The sequence below is a fragment of the Cognatishimia sp. genome, assembly GCF_964229375.1.
Lineage (GTDB): Bacteria > Pseudomonadota > Alphaproteobacteria > Rhodobacterales > Rhodobacteraceae > Cognatishimia.
Map to the genome: position 1 here is coordinate 1 of NZ_CAXREH010000205.1, position 17,166 is coordinate 17,166.

At 59.4% G+C, this 17,166-nt stretch carries 17 protein-coding genes; 9 read left to right on the forward strand and 8 right to left on the reverse strand.

The window, feature by feature from the left end:
• Positions 1–14 precede the first annotated feature (14 nt).
• The 8 genes from ACEQWH_RS14935 to ACEQWH_RS14970 all read left to right on the forward strand — a co-directional run bounded on the left by ACEQWH_RS14935 (position 15) and on the right by ACEQWH_RS14970 (position 8,291).
• Positions 15–2,444: an aerobic carbon-monoxide dehydrogenase large subunit gene (locus ACEQWH_RS14935; RefSeq protein ID WP_370232163.1), complete on the forward strand. Its 2,430-nt coding sequence runs from the start codon at positions 15–17 to the stop codon at positions 2,442–2,444.
• Positions 2,445–2,495: 51 nt separating this feature from the next.
• The gene (locus ACEQWH_RS14940; protein WP_370232165.1) at positions 2,496–3,371 is read left to right on the forward strand and encodes an AAA family ATPase; all 876 of its coding nucleotides are present in this window, start codon (positions 2,496–2,498) and stop codon (positions 3,369–3,371) included.
• Positions 3,368–4,546 (forward strand): VWA domain-containing protein, encoded by a 1,179-nt coding sequence (locus tag ACEQWH_RS14945; protein ID WP_370232167.1) that lies wholly within the window; start codon positions 3,368–3,370, stop codon positions 4,544–4,546. The genes ACEQWH_RS14940 and ACEQWH_RS14945 overlap by 4 nt, the downstream gene beginning before the upstream one ends.
• On the forward strand, positions 4,543–5,325 hold the full coding sequence (locus ACEQWH_RS14950; protein WP_370232169.1) for an XdhC family protein: 783 nt from the start codon (positions 4,543–4,545) through the stop codon (positions 5,323–5,325). The genes ACEQWH_RS14945 and ACEQWH_RS14950 overlap by 4 nt, the downstream gene beginning before the upstream one ends.
• Positions 5,318–5,926 carry an NTP transferase domain-containing protein gene (locus tag ACEQWH_RS14955; RefSeq protein ID WP_370232171.1) on the forward strand — a complete coding sequence of 203 codons (609 nt, stop codon included), beginning with the start codon at positions 5,318–5,320 and terminating at the stop codon, positions 5,924–5,926. The genes ACEQWH_RS14950 and ACEQWH_RS14955 overlap by 8 nt, the downstream gene beginning before the upstream one ends.
• A gap of 108 nt (positions 5,927–6,034) precedes the next feature.
• The gene (locus ACEQWH_RS14960) at positions 6,035–6,487 is read left to right on the forward strand and encodes a CoxG family protein (protein ID WP_370232173.1); all 453 of its coding nucleotides are present in this window, start codon (positions 6,035–6,037) and stop codon (positions 6,485–6,487) included.
• Positions 6,468–7,427: an XdhC family protein gene (locus ACEQWH_RS14965; RefSeq protein WP_370232175.1), complete on the forward strand. Its 960-nt coding sequence runs from the start codon at positions 6,468–6,470 to the stop codon at positions 7,425–7,427. The genes ACEQWH_RS14960 and ACEQWH_RS14965 overlap by 20 nt, the downstream gene beginning before the upstream one ends.
• Positions 7,428–7,607: 180 nt before the next feature.
• On the forward strand, positions 7,608–8,291 hold the full coding sequence (locus ACEQWH_RS14970) for a D-lyxose/D-mannose family sugar isomerase (protein ID WP_370232177.1): 684 nt from the start codon (positions 7,608–7,610) through the stop codon (positions 8,289–8,291).
• A gap of 122 nt (positions 8,292–8,413) precedes the next feature.
• Here the strand turns inward: ACEQWH_RS14970 and ACEQWH_RS14975 are convergent, their stop codons facing one another.
• The 6 genes from ACEQWH_RS14975 to ACEQWH_RS15000 form a co-directional block, all read right to left on the reverse strand.
• Positions 8,414–9,259 carry a fumarylacetoacetate hydrolase family protein gene (locus ACEQWH_RS14975; protein WP_370232179.1) on the reverse strand — a complete coding sequence of 282 codons (846 nt, stop codon included), beginning with the start codon at positions 9,257–9,259 and terminating at the stop codon, positions 8,414–8,416.
• Between the two features lie 18 nt (positions 9,260–9,277).
• Positions 9,278–10,027, reverse strand: a complete 750-nt coding sequence (locus tag ACEQWH_RS14980; RefSeq protein ID WP_370232181.1) for an SDR family oxidoreductase — start codon at positions 10,025–10,027, stop codon at positions 9,278–9,280.
• 119 nt (positions 10,028–10,146) lie between these two features.
• A complete protein-coding gene (locus ACEQWH_RS14985) occupies positions 10,147–11,652 on the reverse strand; it encodes an aldehyde dehydrogenase (NADP(+)) (RefSeq protein ID WP_370232182.1) in 1,506 nt (501 codons plus the stop codon).
• Positions 11,653–11,664: 12 nt separating this feature from the next.
• Entirely contained in the window at positions 11,665–12,777 is a 1,113-nt protein-coding gene (locus tag ACEQWH_RS14990; RefSeq protein ID WP_370232184.1) for a fumarylacetoacetate hydrolase family protein, read from the reverse strand.
• Positions 12,774–13,610 carry an amidohydrolase gene (locus ACEQWH_RS14995; RefSeq protein WP_370232186.1) on the reverse strand — a complete coding sequence of 279 codons (837 nt, stop codon included), beginning with the start codon at positions 13,608–13,610 and terminating at the stop codon, positions 12,774–12,776. The genes ACEQWH_RS14990 and ACEQWH_RS14995 overlap by 4 nt, the downstream gene beginning before the upstream one ends.
• Positions 13,610–14,656, reverse strand: a complete 1,047-nt coding sequence (locus tag ACEQWH_RS15000) for an aldo/keto reductase (protein ID WP_370232188.1) — start codon at positions 14,654–14,656, stop codon at positions 13,610–13,612. Before ACEQWH_RS15000 ends, ACEQWH_RS14995 begins: the two co-directional genes overlap by 1 nt.
• Before the next feature lie 133 nt (positions 14,657–14,789).
• Between ACEQWH_RS15000 and ACEQWH_RS15005 the strand changes: the two genes are divergently transcribed.
• Entirely contained in the window at positions 14,790–16,322 is a 1,533-nt protein-coding gene (locus ACEQWH_RS15005; RefSeq protein ID WP_370232190.1) for a UxaA family hydrolase, read from the forward strand.
• 117 nt (positions 16,323–16,439) lie between these two features.
• Here ACEQWH_RS15005 and ACEQWH_RS15010 read toward each other — a convergent pair whose 3' ends face one another.
• The gene (locus ACEQWH_RS15010) at positions 16,440–16,868 is read right to left on the reverse strand and encodes an RbsD/FucU family protein (RefSeq protein WP_370232191.1); all 429 of its coding nucleotides are present in this window, start codon (positions 16,866–16,868) and stop codon (positions 16,440–16,442) included.
• Between the two features lie 42 nt (positions 16,869–16,910).
• A partial coding sequence (locus ACEQWH_RS15015; protein ID WP_370232193.1) for an FCD domain-containing protein occupies positions 16,911–17,166 on the reverse strand: 256 nt, incomplete at its 5' end.

The following is a 17,166-nucleotide window of genomic DNA, read 5'->3' on the forward strand; positions in this document are numbered from 1 at the left end:
AAGGAGGCGGCAGAATGAAAGATGAAGTCACAAGCCGCGAAGAGCGGGTCGAAAACCTGAAAGGTATGGGCTGTTCGCGCAAACGCGTGGAAGATGCTCGCTTTACTCAGGGCAAAGGCAACTATGTCGATGACGTCAAACTGGACGGCATGCTGTTTGGGGATTTTGTGCGTTCGCCCTACGCCCACGCGCGCATCAAGAACATCGATATCTCGGCAGCCCTTGAAGTTCCTGGTGTGCACGCGGTTCTGACCGCTGCGGATCTGGAGCCACTGGCGTTGCACTGGATGCCGACACTCGCGGGCGACAAGCAGATGGTTCTGGCAGACGGCAAAGTGCTGTTCCAGGGACAGGAAGTTGCCTTTGTTGTCGCAGACGACCGCTATGCAGCGGCCGATGGTATCGAAGCTGTCGAAGTCGAATACGAAGAGCTGCCGGTTCTGGTGGATCCGTTTGAAGCGCTGAAATCCGATGTGGTTCTGCGCGAAGACACGGTGGATGAGTCAGGCAAGCCGATGGACGGTGCGCATGGTCCTCGTAAACACCACAACCACATCTTCACGTGGGAAGCGGGTGACAAGGAGCCGACCGAACAGGTGATCGCGAACGCCGAAGTCGTGGCCGAAGAGACCATGTACTATCACCGTACGCACCCTTGCCCGCTTGAGACCTGCGGCAGTGTCGCGTCGATGGACAAGGTGAATGGCAAGCTGACCCTGTGGGGCACTTTCCAGGCTCCGCACGCGATCCGGACAATCGTTTCCCTGATTTCCGGCCTCGAAGAGCACAACATTCGCGTCATCAGCCCTGACATCGGCGGCGGTTTCGGCAACAAGGTTGGTGCCTATCCGGGCTATGTCTGTTCCGTCGTCGCCTCGATCGTCACGGGCAAGCCGGTGAAGTGGATCGAAGACCGGATGGACAATCTGATGACCACCGCATTTGCGCGTGATTATTGGATGAAGGGCCGTATTTCTGCGACCAAAGACGGTAAGATCACCGGTCTGCATTGCCACGTTACGGCCGATCACGGCGGCTTTGACGCCTGTGCGGATCCTACCAAGTTCCCTGCGGGCTTTATGAACATCTGTACTGGTTCTTATGACATCCCGACGGCGTTCCTTGAAGTCGACGGCGTTTACACCAACAAGGCACCGGGCGGGGTCAGCTATCGCTGTTCCTTCCGTGTGACCGAAGCGGTGTATTTCATCGAGCGGATGATCGAAGTGCTTGCGATCAAGTTGAACATGGACGCAGCAGAGCTGCGCCGGATCAACTTTATCAAGAAAGAGCAGTTCCCCTATCAGGCGGCGCTGGGTTGGGAATACGACTCAGGCGACTATCACACCGCTTGGGACAAGGCGCTCAAGGCTGTGGACTATGACGGTCTACGGGCTGAACAAGCGCAGCGGGTTGAGTACTTCAAGGCTGGCAAAACGCGCAAGCTGATGGGCATCGGTCTGAGTTTCTTTACGGAAATCGTCGGGGCAGGGCCGGTCAAGAATTGCGATATTCTTGGTCTGGGCATGTTTGACAGCTGTGAAATCCGCATCCACCCAACTGGGTCTGCGATCGCACGGCTTGGCACGATTTCTCAGGGTCAGGGCCACGCGACCACCTTTGCACAGATCCTGGCGTCCGAGATCGGCTTGCCTGCCGACAGCATCACCATCGAGGAAGGCGACACAGACACAGCACCATATGGTCTGGGAACTTACGGGTCGCGCTCCACTCCGGTAGCCGGTGCGGCCACCGCGATGGCGGGTCGTAAAATTCGGGCAAAGGCGCAGATGATTGCGGCTTATCTGCTGGAAGTTCACGACGATGACGTCGAATTCGACATCGACCGTTTCGTGGTCAAAGGCGCGCCTGAAAAGTTCAAGACGATGAAAGAAATCGCCTTTGCCGCCTACAATCAGGCAATCCCCGGCATCGAGCCTGGTCTGGAAGCGGTCAGCTATTACGATCCGCCGAACATGACTTACCCATTCGGCGCCTATGTCTGTGTGATGGACATCGACGTGGACACCGGTGTTCCGGAAATCCGCCGCTTCTATGCGCTGGACGACTGTGGCACGCGGATCAACCCGATGATCATCGAAGGGCAGGTCCACGGCGGTCTGACCGAAGCACTCGCGGTCGCTCTGGGCCAAGAGATTGCCTATGACGATATGGGGAACGTGAAAACCGGGACATTGATGGACTTCTTCCTGCCAACTGCATGGGAAGTGCCCAACTATGAAACCGACTACACGGTCACGCCATCTCCGCACCACCCAATCGGTGCGAAGGGTGTCGGCGAAAGCCCACATGTTGGCGGTGTGCCATGTTTCTCCAATGCCGTTCAGGACGCGTTCCGCGCCTTTGGCAATACTCACACAAACATGCCTCACGACCACTGGCGGATCTGGAAGACCGCCAACGGTTTGGGACTGCATGACTAAGAAAGGACGCGGGGCGCGTCGATGACCATCGTGCGCCCCGCACACTGACCCATGAACACGAGCGAACTTCAATCCGCGCTGCGGCGTGACGGGTATGTTGCATCCGATGATCTGGCAATGGCCCTTGGGCTGGCCCTCAGTCTGGGGCGTCCGCTGTTGCTTGAAGGCGCGGCAGGCGTCGGCAAGACCGAGGTTGCCCGCGCGCTGTCTGCGACCCAGAACACCAGCCTGATCCGTTTGCAGTGCTATGAGGGTCTGGATGCGTCGCAGGCCATCTATGAATGGAACTATCAAAAGCAGCTGCTCAGCATTCGTGCGTCTGCCGAGGATGGCGAAACCGGAAAATCCGTCGAAGAGCGCATCTTTTCGCGCGACTTTCTGCTGGAACGCCCGTTGCTGGCGGCAATCACACAGCCAGAGGCTCCGGTGTTGCTGATCGACGAAATCGACCGCGCGGACGAAGAATTCGAAGCTTATCTGCTTGAGGTTCTCTCTGATTTTCAGGTGTCGATTCCTGAATTGGGCACGATTAAAGCAACCAGCCGCCCGACTGTTATTCTGACCTCTAATGGCACACGCGATTTGTCGGATGCGCTGCGTCGACGCTGTCTCTATGCCTATGTAGACTATCCCGACCGCGCGACCGAGATGGCGATCCTGAAGGCGCGCTGCCCGGATGTCGAAGACCGGCTGGCGCAGCAGATCGTTGGCTTCGTGCAGGATCTGCGTAAAACCGAGCTGGAAAAGACCCCGGGCATTGCCGAAATGCTCGACTTTGCAGCGGCCCTGATGGGGCTGGGGATTGCTGATCTGACCGACGCGCCCGACGTGCTGCATGCCACCTTGGTGACATTGCTGAAAACCCAAAGCGATCAGGCCCATGTGACGCCCGAGGTCGCTGCGCGCATTGCCGGGAAAGCCGCGTGAGTCGCGTCACCAAATTCGCGGCCCGTGATCCGGGCCCTGCAGCCCGCATGGCCGGGTTCGTCGCGCATCTACGCGGCAATGGGTTGCGGCTGGGTGTCGCCGAAGCAGAGCTTGCGATGACGGCTTTGACGCATGTGGATGCGGCCGTCATCAACGACTGTCGTCTCGCCTTGCGCGCGGTCTGTACCGGCTACAAAGAAGAAGCGGACCGGTTTGATGACCTCTTTAACAGCTATTGGCTGGATTCCGGGCGCGTGAAAGAAAAATCCATCCCAAAAGCGCAGTCCAGCTTTAGCAACGATGTGCATTCCTCGCGCGATGGCGCGGGGCAGGACGCAGGGTCCGCAGGCGAGCAGACCGCGCCTGATGGGGATGGCGAAGCCGACAGTGACGGCACGGGCAAGCTGGTCGCCACGCATCAACGCAATCTGTCGCGCAAGGATCTGCGCGATCTGGTCCGCGCCGAAGACATCGCCGAAGCCGAAGACGTCGCCCGCCGCCTTGGTGCAGCGCTGCGTGACCGCCGCTCGCGCCGTCGGGTCGCTGCGCGCAAAGGCGACCGTCTGCATTTTCGCAAAACCATCCGGCGCAGTCTGGCCACAGGCGGCGAGCCGCTGGCTCTGCTGCGCAAACGACGTCCTGACCGCACCCGCAACATCGTTGCGCTGTGTGATGTGTCGGGATCCATGAGTGTCTATGCGCAGGTGTTTCTTGCTTTCCTCGCGGGCCTGATGCGGTCAGACAAACAAGCCGATGCCTATCTGTTTCACACGCGGCTTGTGCGCATCACCGAGGCCTTGCGCGACAAGGACAGTATGCGCGCAATTGGGCGTATGTCACTGATGGCTGACGGGTTCGGGGGCGGCTCCAAGATCGGGCCGTGTCTGCAACGGTTTGCCGACACTTATGCCAAGCGGTTTGTCGATGGACGCAGCGTGGTTCTGATCCTGTCCGATGGCTACGACACCAGCCCGCCCCAGCAAACCGCAGACGCGCTGGCAAAGCTGAAGAAACGCGGCTGCAAAGTGATCTGGCTGAACCCGTTGAAAGGGTGGTCTGACTATGAACCTGTCGCGGGCGCGATGGCGGCGGCTTTGCCATGGATCGATATTTTCCGGCCCGCCAACACTTTGGCCCATCTGGCCGATCTAGAAAGGGAGCTTGTCCACCTATGAGCCACCCAGACAGCTTTGACGTCGAACTTTCCAGTATCGCGCAGGATCTGCGCGCCGCGCAGCAACCGTTTGTGCTGGCCACGGTGGTGCGTGTGGCCGGGTCGACCTCGTCCACCCTTGGCGCAAAAGCGCTGCTGGATGCAGATGGCGCAATTGTGCATGGCTGGCTTGGCGGGGGCTGTACCCGCGGCGCTGTGGCTCGGATTGCCAAAGAAGCCCTGCAAGAAGGCGCGCCGAAACTGGTCTCGATCGCGCCAGAGGAGCAGCTTGAGGCAAAGGGCGTGCAATCCGGAGAGCTGAAAGACGGGATCAAATTTGCCCGCAATGGCTGCCCGTCTGGTGGTAGCATCGATATCTTTGTCGAACCCGTCCTGCCCACGCCTGAATTGGTTGTTCTGGGCGCATCCCCTGTCGCGCGGGCGTTGCGTAATCTGGCGCCGACATTGAATTGGGCCGTAAGCGATGGATCTGCTGGCGAAACCCCTAGCGGGCCGTACCAGTCCGTTGTCATCGCAACGCAAGGCCAAGGCGATCTGGATGCGCTTAAGGCGGCATTGGCAGGGCAGTCTGACTATGTGGCCTTTGTGGGCAGCGTGCGAAAATTCACGTCTTTGCGCAAGAAACTGGCCGAGGCGGGAGTATCCGAAGCAGCGCTCGACACAGTCAAAGCCCCCGCGGGGCTGGATATCGGCGCAGAGACCGCTGAAGAAATCGCGCTGTCCATTCTGGCAGAGCTGATCCAGCGCCGCCGTGCGCAGGAGACCACTCCGGATGCATGAGGTCGCAACCGTCATTCTCGCAGCGGGCCTGTCGCACCGCATGGGCGCGCAGGACAAACAGCTTTTGTCCGTGCGGGGTCGCCCCATGATTGCGCATATGGTGGACGTCTATCGCCGGGCCACGCAGGGGCCTGTGTTGGTGGTGACAGGTCACGCGCGTGCTGGGGTTGAGGCCGCACTGCGCGACAGCGGTGCCACGACGGTGTTCTGTGACAGCTATGCCGAGGGGCAGGCGTCGTCTGTGGCTTGCGGCTTGGCGCATGCACCCGACGCGGCAGCGCTTTTGATCGGGCTGGGGGACCAACCCTTTCTGACAGCCAAAGACTTGCAGGATCTTCTGAAGGCGCATGCCTCTGCGGGTGCAGAGAAAATCTCGATCCCGCGCCACGGGGATTCCCGCGGCAACCCAATCGTTGTGCCCCATTCGCTTAGGCCGCGCCTGACGGAAAACCCGCGCGCGCCCGGATGCCGGCGGTTCACACAAGACAACCCACAGCATGTGCAGTTCCACGAGATGGCCGCCCCCGGCTTTTATCGGGATATCGATACGCCCGAGGACTATCAGGCGCTGCTCACCCAGCTTGAAAAGGAGGACGCATGAGGATCATCAGACCTCTTTTTACAAAGCTTCGCGCCAAATTTGCTCTGAAACCAGAGCAGGCTGAACTTTTGGCAAAGATCAAATTCCCCTGTTGTTAAAGGATGAAACATGGAACTCTCTGACGAAATCAAAATCGACGCTCCGATGGACGAGGTATATGCAGCGCTGAACAACCCAGAGGTTCTGCAGCAGTGTATCCCCGGCTGTGAAGAACTGATCAAACACAGCGACACCGAGATGGAAGCCAAGGTCGTTCTGAAAATCGGTCCGGTTAAGGCCCGGTTTGGCGGCGACGTTGTGCTGGACACGTCTGGTGCGCCAAATGCGTTTTCCCTGACCGGTCAAGGCAATGGCGGCACGGCTGGTCACGCCAAGGGCGGTGCCGAAGTCACGCTAACCCCTGATGGCGATGCCACCATCCTGCGCTATGAAGCCAAGGCCGAAATCGGTGGCAAACTGGCACAGCTTGGCAGCCGCCTGATCCAAAGCACCGCTAAAAAGCTGGCGGCGAAGTTCTTTAAGTCCTTTGCGGGAACCTTCAATGAAGACGTTAAGGCCTGAGCAAATCACATATGTGGACCACGCGGCCGAGATCATCTCGAAGGCCGCGGGTCTGTTCGCGTCACAGCAGCCCTTTGCGCTGATCACATCGATCGCCATCGAGGGGGGTGCCGCGCGGGACGTGGGGTCGCTTGCGATGGTGGATGCGCGGGGTGAAATGACCGGTTATCTGTCCAACGGCTGCATCGACCGCGACATTCGCCTGCGCGCGCTGGATGCGCTTGAGACAGGCAAACGGCAGGTTGTGCGCTATGGCGAGGGGTCTCGGTTTATGGACCTCAAGCTGCCCTGCGGCGGCGCATTGACGATTGTGATTGATCCCAATCCCGACGGCGCGGCGCTGACGCAGGCTGCGGCCTCTTTGGCCGACCGGAAACCCGCGCAGCTGACCTTTTCTGCCGATGGCGCCGACGGGCCGGGGCAGGGCGTGGTGCAGTTTGAGTATGTGCCGGTGTTTCGTTTGGTGCTGGCTGGGCGGGGCGCGATTTTCAGGTCAATGGCACAGGCCGCCGAAGCGGTTGGCTTGCAGATTGATCTGTTGTCGCCTGACACAGATGACCTTGATGCCCTGTGCACCCTCTCACCCAACAAGATGCAGCACCTTCGATCGCCCTATGAAGAGATTTCGATCAAGGATGCTGATCCGTTTTCTGCTGTTCTGACGCTCTTTCACGACCACGAATGGGAGCCCGCGATTTTGCGCGCGGCCCTTAAGACGCCTGCGTTCTTTATTGGCAGCCTAGGCAGCAAACGCACCCATGCCCAACGATGTGCCGAGCTTGTGGCGCAAGGGGTGGAGCCAGACAGTCTTGCGCGTCTGAAAGGTCCGATTGGTCTGGTGCCGTCCCTGCGCAGTGCGCCGCTCATTGCGGTTTCGGCTCTGGCAGAAATCACCCAGAATATGCCCGCACAGATCCGCATGACGCCGGAAATGGTTTAGGCAGGGGCCTTTTGGCCTTTGCCTTCCAATACGCTGTGACGACGCTTTTTGCCGGAGCCGACCCAATTTTCTGCCGACCGTCTGGCCTTTGCGCTGGAACTTGACCCGAAAGGATGCTGTATCGAACTACGTGCAAAGTGCACGGGTTCAAGAGTAGTCTGGCGGTCGCAAGGAGGTCGTATGAAACGGTCATTTGTAAACAAGATCATGGCGGAAGGGGATGAGTTCATCCGCAAACACGGGTTTGCGTTGCCGCCCTTTGCCTATTGGTCTGTCGAGGATTTCCAGTCCCGCGCGCCGCAGTCTCCGGCGTTGATTTCGTCGCGTTGCGGTTGGGACATCACCGACTATGGCGGCGGCGACTTCGATACTATGGGTCTATTCCTGTTCACCCTGCGCAATGGTCGTCTGTCCGATCTGCAGAATGGCACCGGCATGTGCTATGCTGAAAAGCTGCTGATCTCGCGTCAGGACCAGCTGTCGCCAATGCATACCCATGTGCTGAAGGCCGAAGATATCATCAACCGGGGCGGGGCGACGTTGGTCGTCGAGCTGTTCGGCTCAGACGATGCGGGCAACTTTGCCGAGGATCGGGGCGGGCAGGTTCTGTGTGACGGCACACCGCGCACGTTTGCGGCTGGCGAAAAGATCGCCTTGCAGCCCGGCGAAAGCGTGACTCTGATGCCGGGCGACTGGCATGCGTTCTGGGGTGAGGGCGGCGATGTTTTGATCGGCGAAGTCTCGACCGTTAACGACGACGAGACAGACAATATCTTCCGCGAGAAACTGGGTCGTTTTTCCGAGATCGAAGAAGACGAAGCGCCGATGCACCTGCTGGTGAGCGATTATCAACGTTGGCTGTAGTCGCCGCATCTCTGGTTATTGGTGTGAAAAAACCAGCGCACCCTTGGGGATGCGCTGGCCGTACATCTGTCTGAGGCCAAAGACGTCACGTAGGTGATCTGCCTTGGCAAGCGGGATGCAGGTTATTCCGAGTCCACGACGTTCTGACGCTGAACGCCCAGACCTTCGATGCCCAGCTCCATTTTGTCGCCAGCTTTCAGATAGGTCTGTGGGGTCTGACCCATGCCCACGCCCGGAGGCGTGCCGGTCGAGATAACATCGCCCGGTTGCAGGGACATAAACTGGGACAGATGCGAAATCACGGTGGCGACGCCAAAGTGCATGGTTTTGGTTGACCCGTCCTGATAGCGGTGGCCGTTGACCTCAAGATACATCGGCAGATCCTGCGGATCGGCCACCTCGTCGCGCGTCACCAACCAGGGACCGATCGGACCAAAGGTGTCGGCAGATTTGCCTTTGACCCACTGGCCAGAGCGATGCAGCTGAAAGTCACGCTCGCTCAGATCGTTGACAACGCAATAGCCCGCCACGTGATCCAATGCGTCTTCTTCGCTGACGTATTTCGCAGCTTTGCCGATCACTACACCCAGTTCGACTTCCCAATCGGTTTTCACCGATGTGCGTGGGATTTCGACCTGATCGTTCGGGCCGGTGATGGCAGAGGTGGCCTTGAAAAAGATCACAGGCTCTGCGGGCAGCTCCATGCCGGATTCGGCAGCGTGATCAGCATAGTTCAGGCCGATGCAGATGAACTTGCCAACATTGGCGACACAGGCGCCAATGCGGGGGTCGCCTTCGACCACCGGCAGCGTCGCCAGATCCAGCCCGCGCAGGGTGGTCAGGGTTTCGTCGCTGAGGGCTTCACCGGACAGGTCGTCGATGTGACCAGAAAGATCGCGGATTTTGCCGTCGTCATCCAAAATCCCAGGCTTTTCAGACCCCACCGGGCCGTAACGCAAAAGTTTCATGTCTAAGTCTCCTGAAGTCTAAACGGACCAGCCGCCGTCGATGTTGTGGGTCTGTCCGGTGACAAAAGCACTTTCGTCACTGGCAAGGAAGAGTGCCAGGGCCGCAATTTCCTCGGCGGTGCCGATCCGGCCCATAGGCTGGCGCGCGATAAAATCCGCCAGCGCCTTTTCATAGTCACCTGTTGCGCGCAGACGTCCGTGCATGGACGGGCTGTCCACAGTGCCAGGGCAGATCGCATTACAGCGCACGCCTTTGGTGACATAGTCCGCTGCCACGGATTTGGTGATCCCGTTCACGGCAGCTTTTGAGGCGCAGTACGCAAAGCGGTTTGGCACGCCTTTGATCGAAGAGGCCACCGAGGACATGTTGATGATCGAGCCGCCGCCGTTTGCCAGCATGTCTGGCAACGTCAGCTGGATCAGCCGGAACATCGCTTTCACGTTCAGATCAAAGCTGAAGTCCCAATCTTTTTCGTCGCACTCCAGAATCGATCCGTTGGCGACAAAGCCTGCGCAGTTAAACAGCACGTCCAGCGTGCCCACCTGCGCAACCGCAGCGGTGACCGCGTCGGCATCGGTGACGTCCAGAACAAGCGTCGTGATGCCGTCGATGCCCGCTAGCTCTGCCAGCGCGTCCGGGTTGATGTCGCAGGCGATAACTTGGGCGCCTTCGGCCGCAAAGAGTTCAGCGGACGCGCGTCCGATCCCCTGTGCCGCGGCGGTGATGAGTGCTTTTTTGCCGGCAAGCCGGCCCGGTGTCTGGGTCATTTCGGTGATAGTCCAGTTTCAGATGGTGAAGAGAAGATAGGCGCGTGGGCGAGTCGCACGTGGGGTGGCAAATAGGGTTTGTGGCAGAAGGTGTCCGCATTGGCCCGTTGTTCGTCGGTTCAGATCATGGTTTCAGGCAACAGGGCCGCGTCCATATTCTGATAACACACCGGCCGCAGGAAGCGGCGGATCGAAAGCGTACCCACAGAGGTTGCGCCGAAGTTTGTCGAGGCAGGGTAGGGGCCGCCGTGCACCATCGAGTCCGAGACTTCGACGCCGGTGGGAAAGCCATTGGCCAAGATACGACCGGCTTTGCGCTCTAATAGCGGCAAGAGTTTCGCGGCCTCGGATGTGTCACCTGGATCCATGTGAAGCGTGCAGGTCAATTGCCCTTCGATTGCGCGGGCGACGGTCTGCATCTGTGCCATGTCCTTCACGCGCACGACGATGCCAAGCGGGCCAAAGACCTCTTCGTGCAGGGCTTTGTCTGACAGCCAGTCGTCTCCTGACACGGCAAACAGATAGGGCGCTGCGTGGCGCGTGTCGCAGGCGGTGCCCATGATCTGCGTGACGCCCGTGCCCGACGCCACCCGCGCGGCGCCGTCGCGATAGGCCGACGCGATGCCGTCTGTCAGCATCGTTTGGTCTGCGACCTCGGACAGGGCGGTCTGTGCAGCCTCCTGAAAGCTGTCGGCGTGCAGGCCGTCCATCACCACGGCGATGCCAGGGTTGGTGCAGAATTGCCCGGCGCCCATGGTCAGAGAACCTGCCCAAGTCGCGCCTAGCGCGTCGCCACGAGCGGCCATAGCTTGCGGCAGAAGGAACATCGGATTGACCGACCCAAGTTCGCCAAAAAAGGGAATAGGCTCGGGACGGGCGGCGCAAAGATCAAAGAGGGCGCGTCCTCCGGCAAGCGAGCCGGTAAAGCCAACGGCTTTGATAAGCGGGTGCTGAACAAGACGCGTGCCCACATCGCGCTTGCCGCCCTGAACCAGCGAGAAGACACCCTTAGGCATTCCGGTCGCCGCAATCGCGGCCTCGATCGCTTGGGCGACGATTTCGCCGGTGCCCGGATGGGCAGAGTGGCCTTTCACCACGACCGGGCAACCTGCCGCCAGCGCGGCGGCGGTGTCGCCGCCCGCTGTGGAAAAGGCCAACGGGAAGTTTGAGGCGCCAAACACCGCCACAGGCCCAATCGGGCGTTGGATCATGCGCAGGTCAGGACGCGGCAGCGGCGCGCGGTCTGGCAAGGCCGGATCATGGCGCAGGTCCAGATAGTCGCCCTGCTCGATATGGTCTGCAAACAGGCGCAGCTGACCCGTCGTGCGGCCGCGCTCGCCGATCAGTCGGGCTTCGGGCAGGCCGGTTTCTTGGGTGCCGATCAAGGTGATGTCATCGCCGCGTGCGTCAATCTCGTCTGCGATCTTGCGCAGAAAGGCCGCGCGGGTTTCCCGCGTGCTCCAGCCATAGGTGACAAAGGCCTCCTCGGCCGCCTCGACCGCACGATCGACCAGATCGACGGTACCGACAGCAAAGTCATGCGCCTCGCCATGGGCCGGTTCGGACGAAAACGTCTGGTCAGATCCGACCCAGTCGCCCGCGATAAGATGTTTCCCTGTGAGCATGTTTGATCCTGTTCAAAGTAGGCCGCGCTTGGCCAGATTTCGCATGAGTGCCGTCGCCCCAAAGGTCCATTCGGGGCATTCGGTAGAAAGGTTAACGGTATTGGAAAGCGTGCCAAGGTTCGGGCTGGAAATATCGACCACATCGCCGATCTTATGGGTAAAGCCACCGCCCTCGGTGTCGCGGTCCTGCGTGGGGGCAAAAAGCGTGCCAAGAAACAGCATCAGCCCGTCTGGATACTGATGGTGCCGGCCAATGGTCTGCGCCACAAGATCCTCGGGGTCTCGGCTGATTTCCTGCATCGAGGACTGTCCGTTCAATTCATAGCCGTCCGTTCCTTTTACCGTCAGGGTCAAGACTTCGCCGCGTACATCATCAAGCGCATAGCTGGCGTCAAAGAGGCGGATCATTGGGCCAATCGCGCAAGAGGCGTTGTTGTCCTTGGCCTTGCTTAACAACAGCGCAGAGCGCCCCTCGACGTCGCGCAAGTTCACGTCGTTTCCAAGGGTCACCCCTTGGATCGCGCCTTTGGAGTTAACGGCGAGTACGATTTCGGGTTCTGGGTTGTTCCAGTTGGATATGGGATGCAGACCGATTTCGGCTTGGTGCCCGACCGAGGACAGAACCTGCGCCTTGGAAAAGACCTCGGCGTCTGGGCCAATGCCAACCTCAAGATACTGGCTCCAGAGCCCCTCTTCGATGAGGGCGGCTTTGACCGCCTTAGCCTCGGCAGAGCCAGGGATGATGTTTGACAGGCTGTCACCGATCCTTGCGCCGATCCGCGCGCGAATGCCTGCGGCCTTGTCGGGATCGCCAGCGGCCTGCTCTTCGATGACACGCTCGACCATTGATCCTGCAAAGGTCACGCCGCAGGCTTTGACCGCCTGAAAATCGCAAGGCGCCAGCCAGTCATGCGGATGATCCAGCGGCCCGATGGGGGTGCCTTCGGCAGTTTGCACATATTGTGCCGCATCAGAGCGTTCCAGGATGTCGCACACTGTCGGGGCGGTCTGGGATGTGATGTCAACAAGTTGCCCATCGCGCAGCGTGACAACCGCGGGGCCAACATCAGGCAGGTTCACGCGGCCAAGCCAGGTTCCGGAGGTTGGGATGATGGGATTGGTCATGCGATATTCACCAGTTTGTAAGCTTTGCGGGCGTTGCCGCCCAGAACGGCATCGCGCTGCTGTTGCGTGAGACCTTGAAGAAGCGTGTCGGTTGCCTCGACCCAGGCGTCATAGGTCGAAGCCAGCGTGCAGACCGGCCAGTCACTGCCCCAAATCAGACGCTCTGGGCCAAAGGTGGCCAGCAGGTGATCGACATAGGGTTTCAACTGCGCAGCGGTCCAATCGGCACCCGCTTCGGTGACCATACCCGACAGTTTGCAGAAGGCGTTGGTGTCTTTGGCCAAGGCTGTCATGTCCGCAGCCCAACCGTCAATAATCCCATCCGCGATCAGCGGTTTAGAGGCGTGATCGATCACCACGCGCATGTCCGCCCTTTGGTGCAGAAGCCTGCGCAGGTTTTTCAGATGTTGCGGCAGCGTCAGTGCATCGAAGGTCAGATCAAGCGCCGTCAGCGCATCAAACGCCGGAGACGCGTCGTCGCGCAGCATCCAGTTCGTGTCGGCTATGTCCTGAATCATGGGACGCAGACCGACCAGCGCGGGGTTTGTCGCCAGACGGCGCATGTCGGCCAAACCCTCTGGGCTGTCAAAATCCACCCAACCCACAACGCCTTTGATAAAAGGGGTCTGTGCGGCAAGAGACAGCATGAACTCGGTTTCGGCAAGCGTCGGCGCGGCCTGTACCAGAACGGTGCCGTCGATGCCGTGCTTGGCCAGCGTTGCGTCCAGATCCTGCGGCAGAAAATCCCGATAGATCGGCGCCAGATCCGAGGTCAACCAGCCATAGTCGCCCCTGTCGAGTTTCCAGAAATGCTGGTGGGCATCGATGCGCATTACACAGTCTCCGTTGGCAGGGGCGCGTCGGCGCGGATAAGGCCGCTGCTGCGCAGGTCCGACCAGAACGCAGGCGGGATCGGAGTTTCAAGAACCGCGACGTTGGCCTGCACTTCTTGTGCGTTGACGGCACCGGGCACCACGGTTTTGACGGCAGGGTGCCCCAGCACGAACTGAAGGGCTGCTTCGATCAGCTTGACACCATGATCACGGCAGATGGCGTCGATCTTACGCACGCGCTCCAGAATATGGTCAGGCGCAGGGGCGTAGTTGTATTTCGCGCCTTCGACAGCGCCGGTGGCCAGAATGCCAGAGTTATACGGCCCACCCAGAATGATCCCCACATCCTGTTTCACACAAAGCGGCAAGAAGCTTTCCAGCGCTTCTTGCTCGAGCAGCGTATACCGCCCCGCCAGCAGGAAACCGTCAAAGTCGCCAAGCCCCATAAGTTTTTCGCAGACTTGCCATTCGTTGACGCCAGCCCCGATTGCCGCGATTTCACCAGCGCTGCGCAGCTCGTCCAGCGCGCGATAGCCGCCGCCGTCAAACAGTTCGCGGACTTTCGCGTCGCTGACCTCTTGGCTGCCGCCGTGACTAAAGGCGTCTACGTCATGCACCAGAAGGATGTCGGCGCGTTCAATTCCGATGCGGGATTTGCTGGCCTCATAGGATTTCATCACCCCGTCATAGGTATAATCGTAAACGATGCGCTTTTGTGGAACATCGACAAAGGCTTCGGGCGTGACCTCATGGGGTTCGCAATCCAGCAGCAGACGGCCGACTTTGGTGGACAGTTGGATATCGTCGCGACCAAAGCGTCGGATCGCGTCGCCGAAGCGCATTTCACTAAGGCCCAGACCATATTGTGGCGCCGTGTCAAAGTAACGAATGCCTGCATCATATGCCGCCTGGAGCGCCGCTTGCGCGTCTTCTTCCTCGATCTTGCGATACAGATTGCCAAGGGCTGCGCCGCCAAATCCCATGCGAGTGAGCGGCGCTGGGATCTTGGAGCGATTGTTAAGCAGAGTGGTGTCGCTGGCTTTCATGTAGGTCTCATTTCGGGGCGTTTATAGTGAGCGATATCGCTTCCTAACCTACTAACATGTTAGTTGACAGGTAAATTTAGTCAAGCTAGTCGAATAGGCAAGGTAAGCTTTTTTGGAAAGAAGGGAGAGCAACGTGGACAAGCGCTCACACGCGGCGGAGGTTATTCGCTTGAGCAACCGTGACAACGTGGTGATCGCACTGCGTGATCTGGACGCTGGCTCTGACATCGAAGAGGTGGGTGTGCCTCTGGTGAACTCTGTTCCGCGCGGCCACAAAATCGCGGTGCGCCAGATTTCCAAAGGCGAGTCGGTCTATCGCTATGGTCAGATCATTGGCGAAGCCAAAGCCGACATCGCGCCGGGTGAGCATGTGCACGTGCAAAATCTGGGCATGGGGGCGCATCAGCAGGACTATCGCTATGGCGCAGATTGCGTGGCGCTGCCCAAGATCGCAGAAACGCGCAGCTTTCAGGGCTATCACCGCGCGGACGGCAAAGTTGGCACACGTAATTATGTGGGCATTCTGACGACCGTGAACTGCTCGGGCTCTGTCGCGCGATTTATCGCAGAGGCTGCCGAAAAGGCGGGGCTGTTTGATGGGTTTCCGAACGTCGATGGCGTGGTGCCGATCGTGCACAGCACGGGATGCGGCATGTCCGGGTCCAACGAAGGCTATCAGGCGCTGTTCCGTACCCTGTCAGGATACGCGCAGCATCCGAACTTTGGCGGGATCCTGTTGGTCGGGCTGGGCTGCGAAGTAATGCAGATCGCGGATCTGGTCGGCGGACGTCAGATCCGGGCCGACGGCGCGATGCGCTATATGACCATTCAAAACGAAGGCGGCACACGCCGCACCATCGAACGTGGTCTGAGGGAACTGGAGGGCATTCTAGAGCTTGCAAACCAGACAACCCGTGCGCCTGCGCCGATTTCAGAGATTACGGTCGGGATGCAATGCGGTGGGTCTGATGGATATTCCGGAATCACCGCGAACCCGGCACTTGGGCACGCCTCCGACCTATTGGTGCGTCATGGCGGCACCACGATCCTTTCCGAGACATCTGAAATCTATGGCGCAGAGCATCTATTGACCTCGCGCGCCGAGTCCCGCGAGATCGGCGAGAAGCTTATCGATCAGATCAAATGGTGGGAGGATTACACTGCGCGTAATAAAGGCGAGATGGACAACAATCCAAGCCCCGGCAACAAACGCGGCGGGCTGACCACCATTCTGGAAAAATCCCTTGGGGCGACTGCCAAGGGCGGCACCGCGCCGCTGGCGGGCGTGTATCAGTTCGCCGAACTTATCGATCGCAAGGGCTTTGTCTTTATGGACAGCCCGGGTTTTGATCCCTGTTCCGTGACGGGGCAGGTGGCGTCAGGCGCCAATATTATCGTGTTCACGACCGGCCGCGGCTCTGTGTCGGGCTATAAGCCGACGCCTTGCATCAAGGTCGCGACCAACTCGGAAACGTATGCGCGTTTGTCTGAAGATATGGATCTGAACTGCGGCGACATCGTCACGGACGGCGTCAGTATCTCAGACAAAGGCGAAGAGCTGTTGGACCTGATCATTCGCGTCGCAAGCGGCGAAGAAACCAAAAGCGAAGAGCTTGGCTTTGGCGGCGCAGAATTCGTTCCCTGGCAAATTGGCGCTGTTATGTAGGCACCAAAGGTGACGGGGCCGCGCATCAGCCGGCCCCGTCGTGTGATTTTGAGCGTGGTCCTTACAGGGCCGCCTCGCAGGTTCGGATCAGGAGCCAACCCGCGAAGCTACGCGCCTTTATCCGATGACGCCTTTCTTCAGGATGATGTTGCCGTAAAGGCGCCGCTCTCCGGTCTGAACGATTGCAAAGGCCGTCGCTGCGCGGTCATAGAACGCAAACCGCTCCAGTGTTTGGATTTGAGCGGGCGTGTCGGCAACTTCATTAATGATATCCTGAAAATCCGCGACCGCCTCGGGGATCGCATCGGGATCACCGACAACCTGCATGGTCAGCGCGGGATCCTCGACAAATGCGTCCAGCGGCATGACGGACAGAATGGCCTTCAACACTTCACTTGCGGTCGACCCATCTGCGCGAATGCACGTCGGCCCGCTGCTGGTGCCAGGGAAGTTGGCGTCAGAGATCACAATCTCGTCGCCGTGTCCCATGGCGCGTAGTGCATGAAGCAGGTCTGGGGAAAGAATAGGATCAATGTTGCGCAGCATTCTGAGCCTCCGGTGGGGTCGTCACAAAATTGGGTATAGGGATTAGTCTGCCGAGGCCCGCGCGGGGGCCACGTTGAACAACTCTGGCCGCGTGGCTTCAAGCGCATAGAGTTGCGGCATCAGCTGTTCCAGATGAAACTGCATCCTGTCTCGCGCAGCCTTTTTGTCGCCGCTGGTCACGGCCTTAAAAATAGCGCGGTGTTCGTTCAGTGTTTCCGAAGTACGTCCGGGGCTTGGCAAAAGGATCAGACGCGCGCGGCTGATCTGAAGCGAAACGCTCTGCGCCATGTTTGCGAGT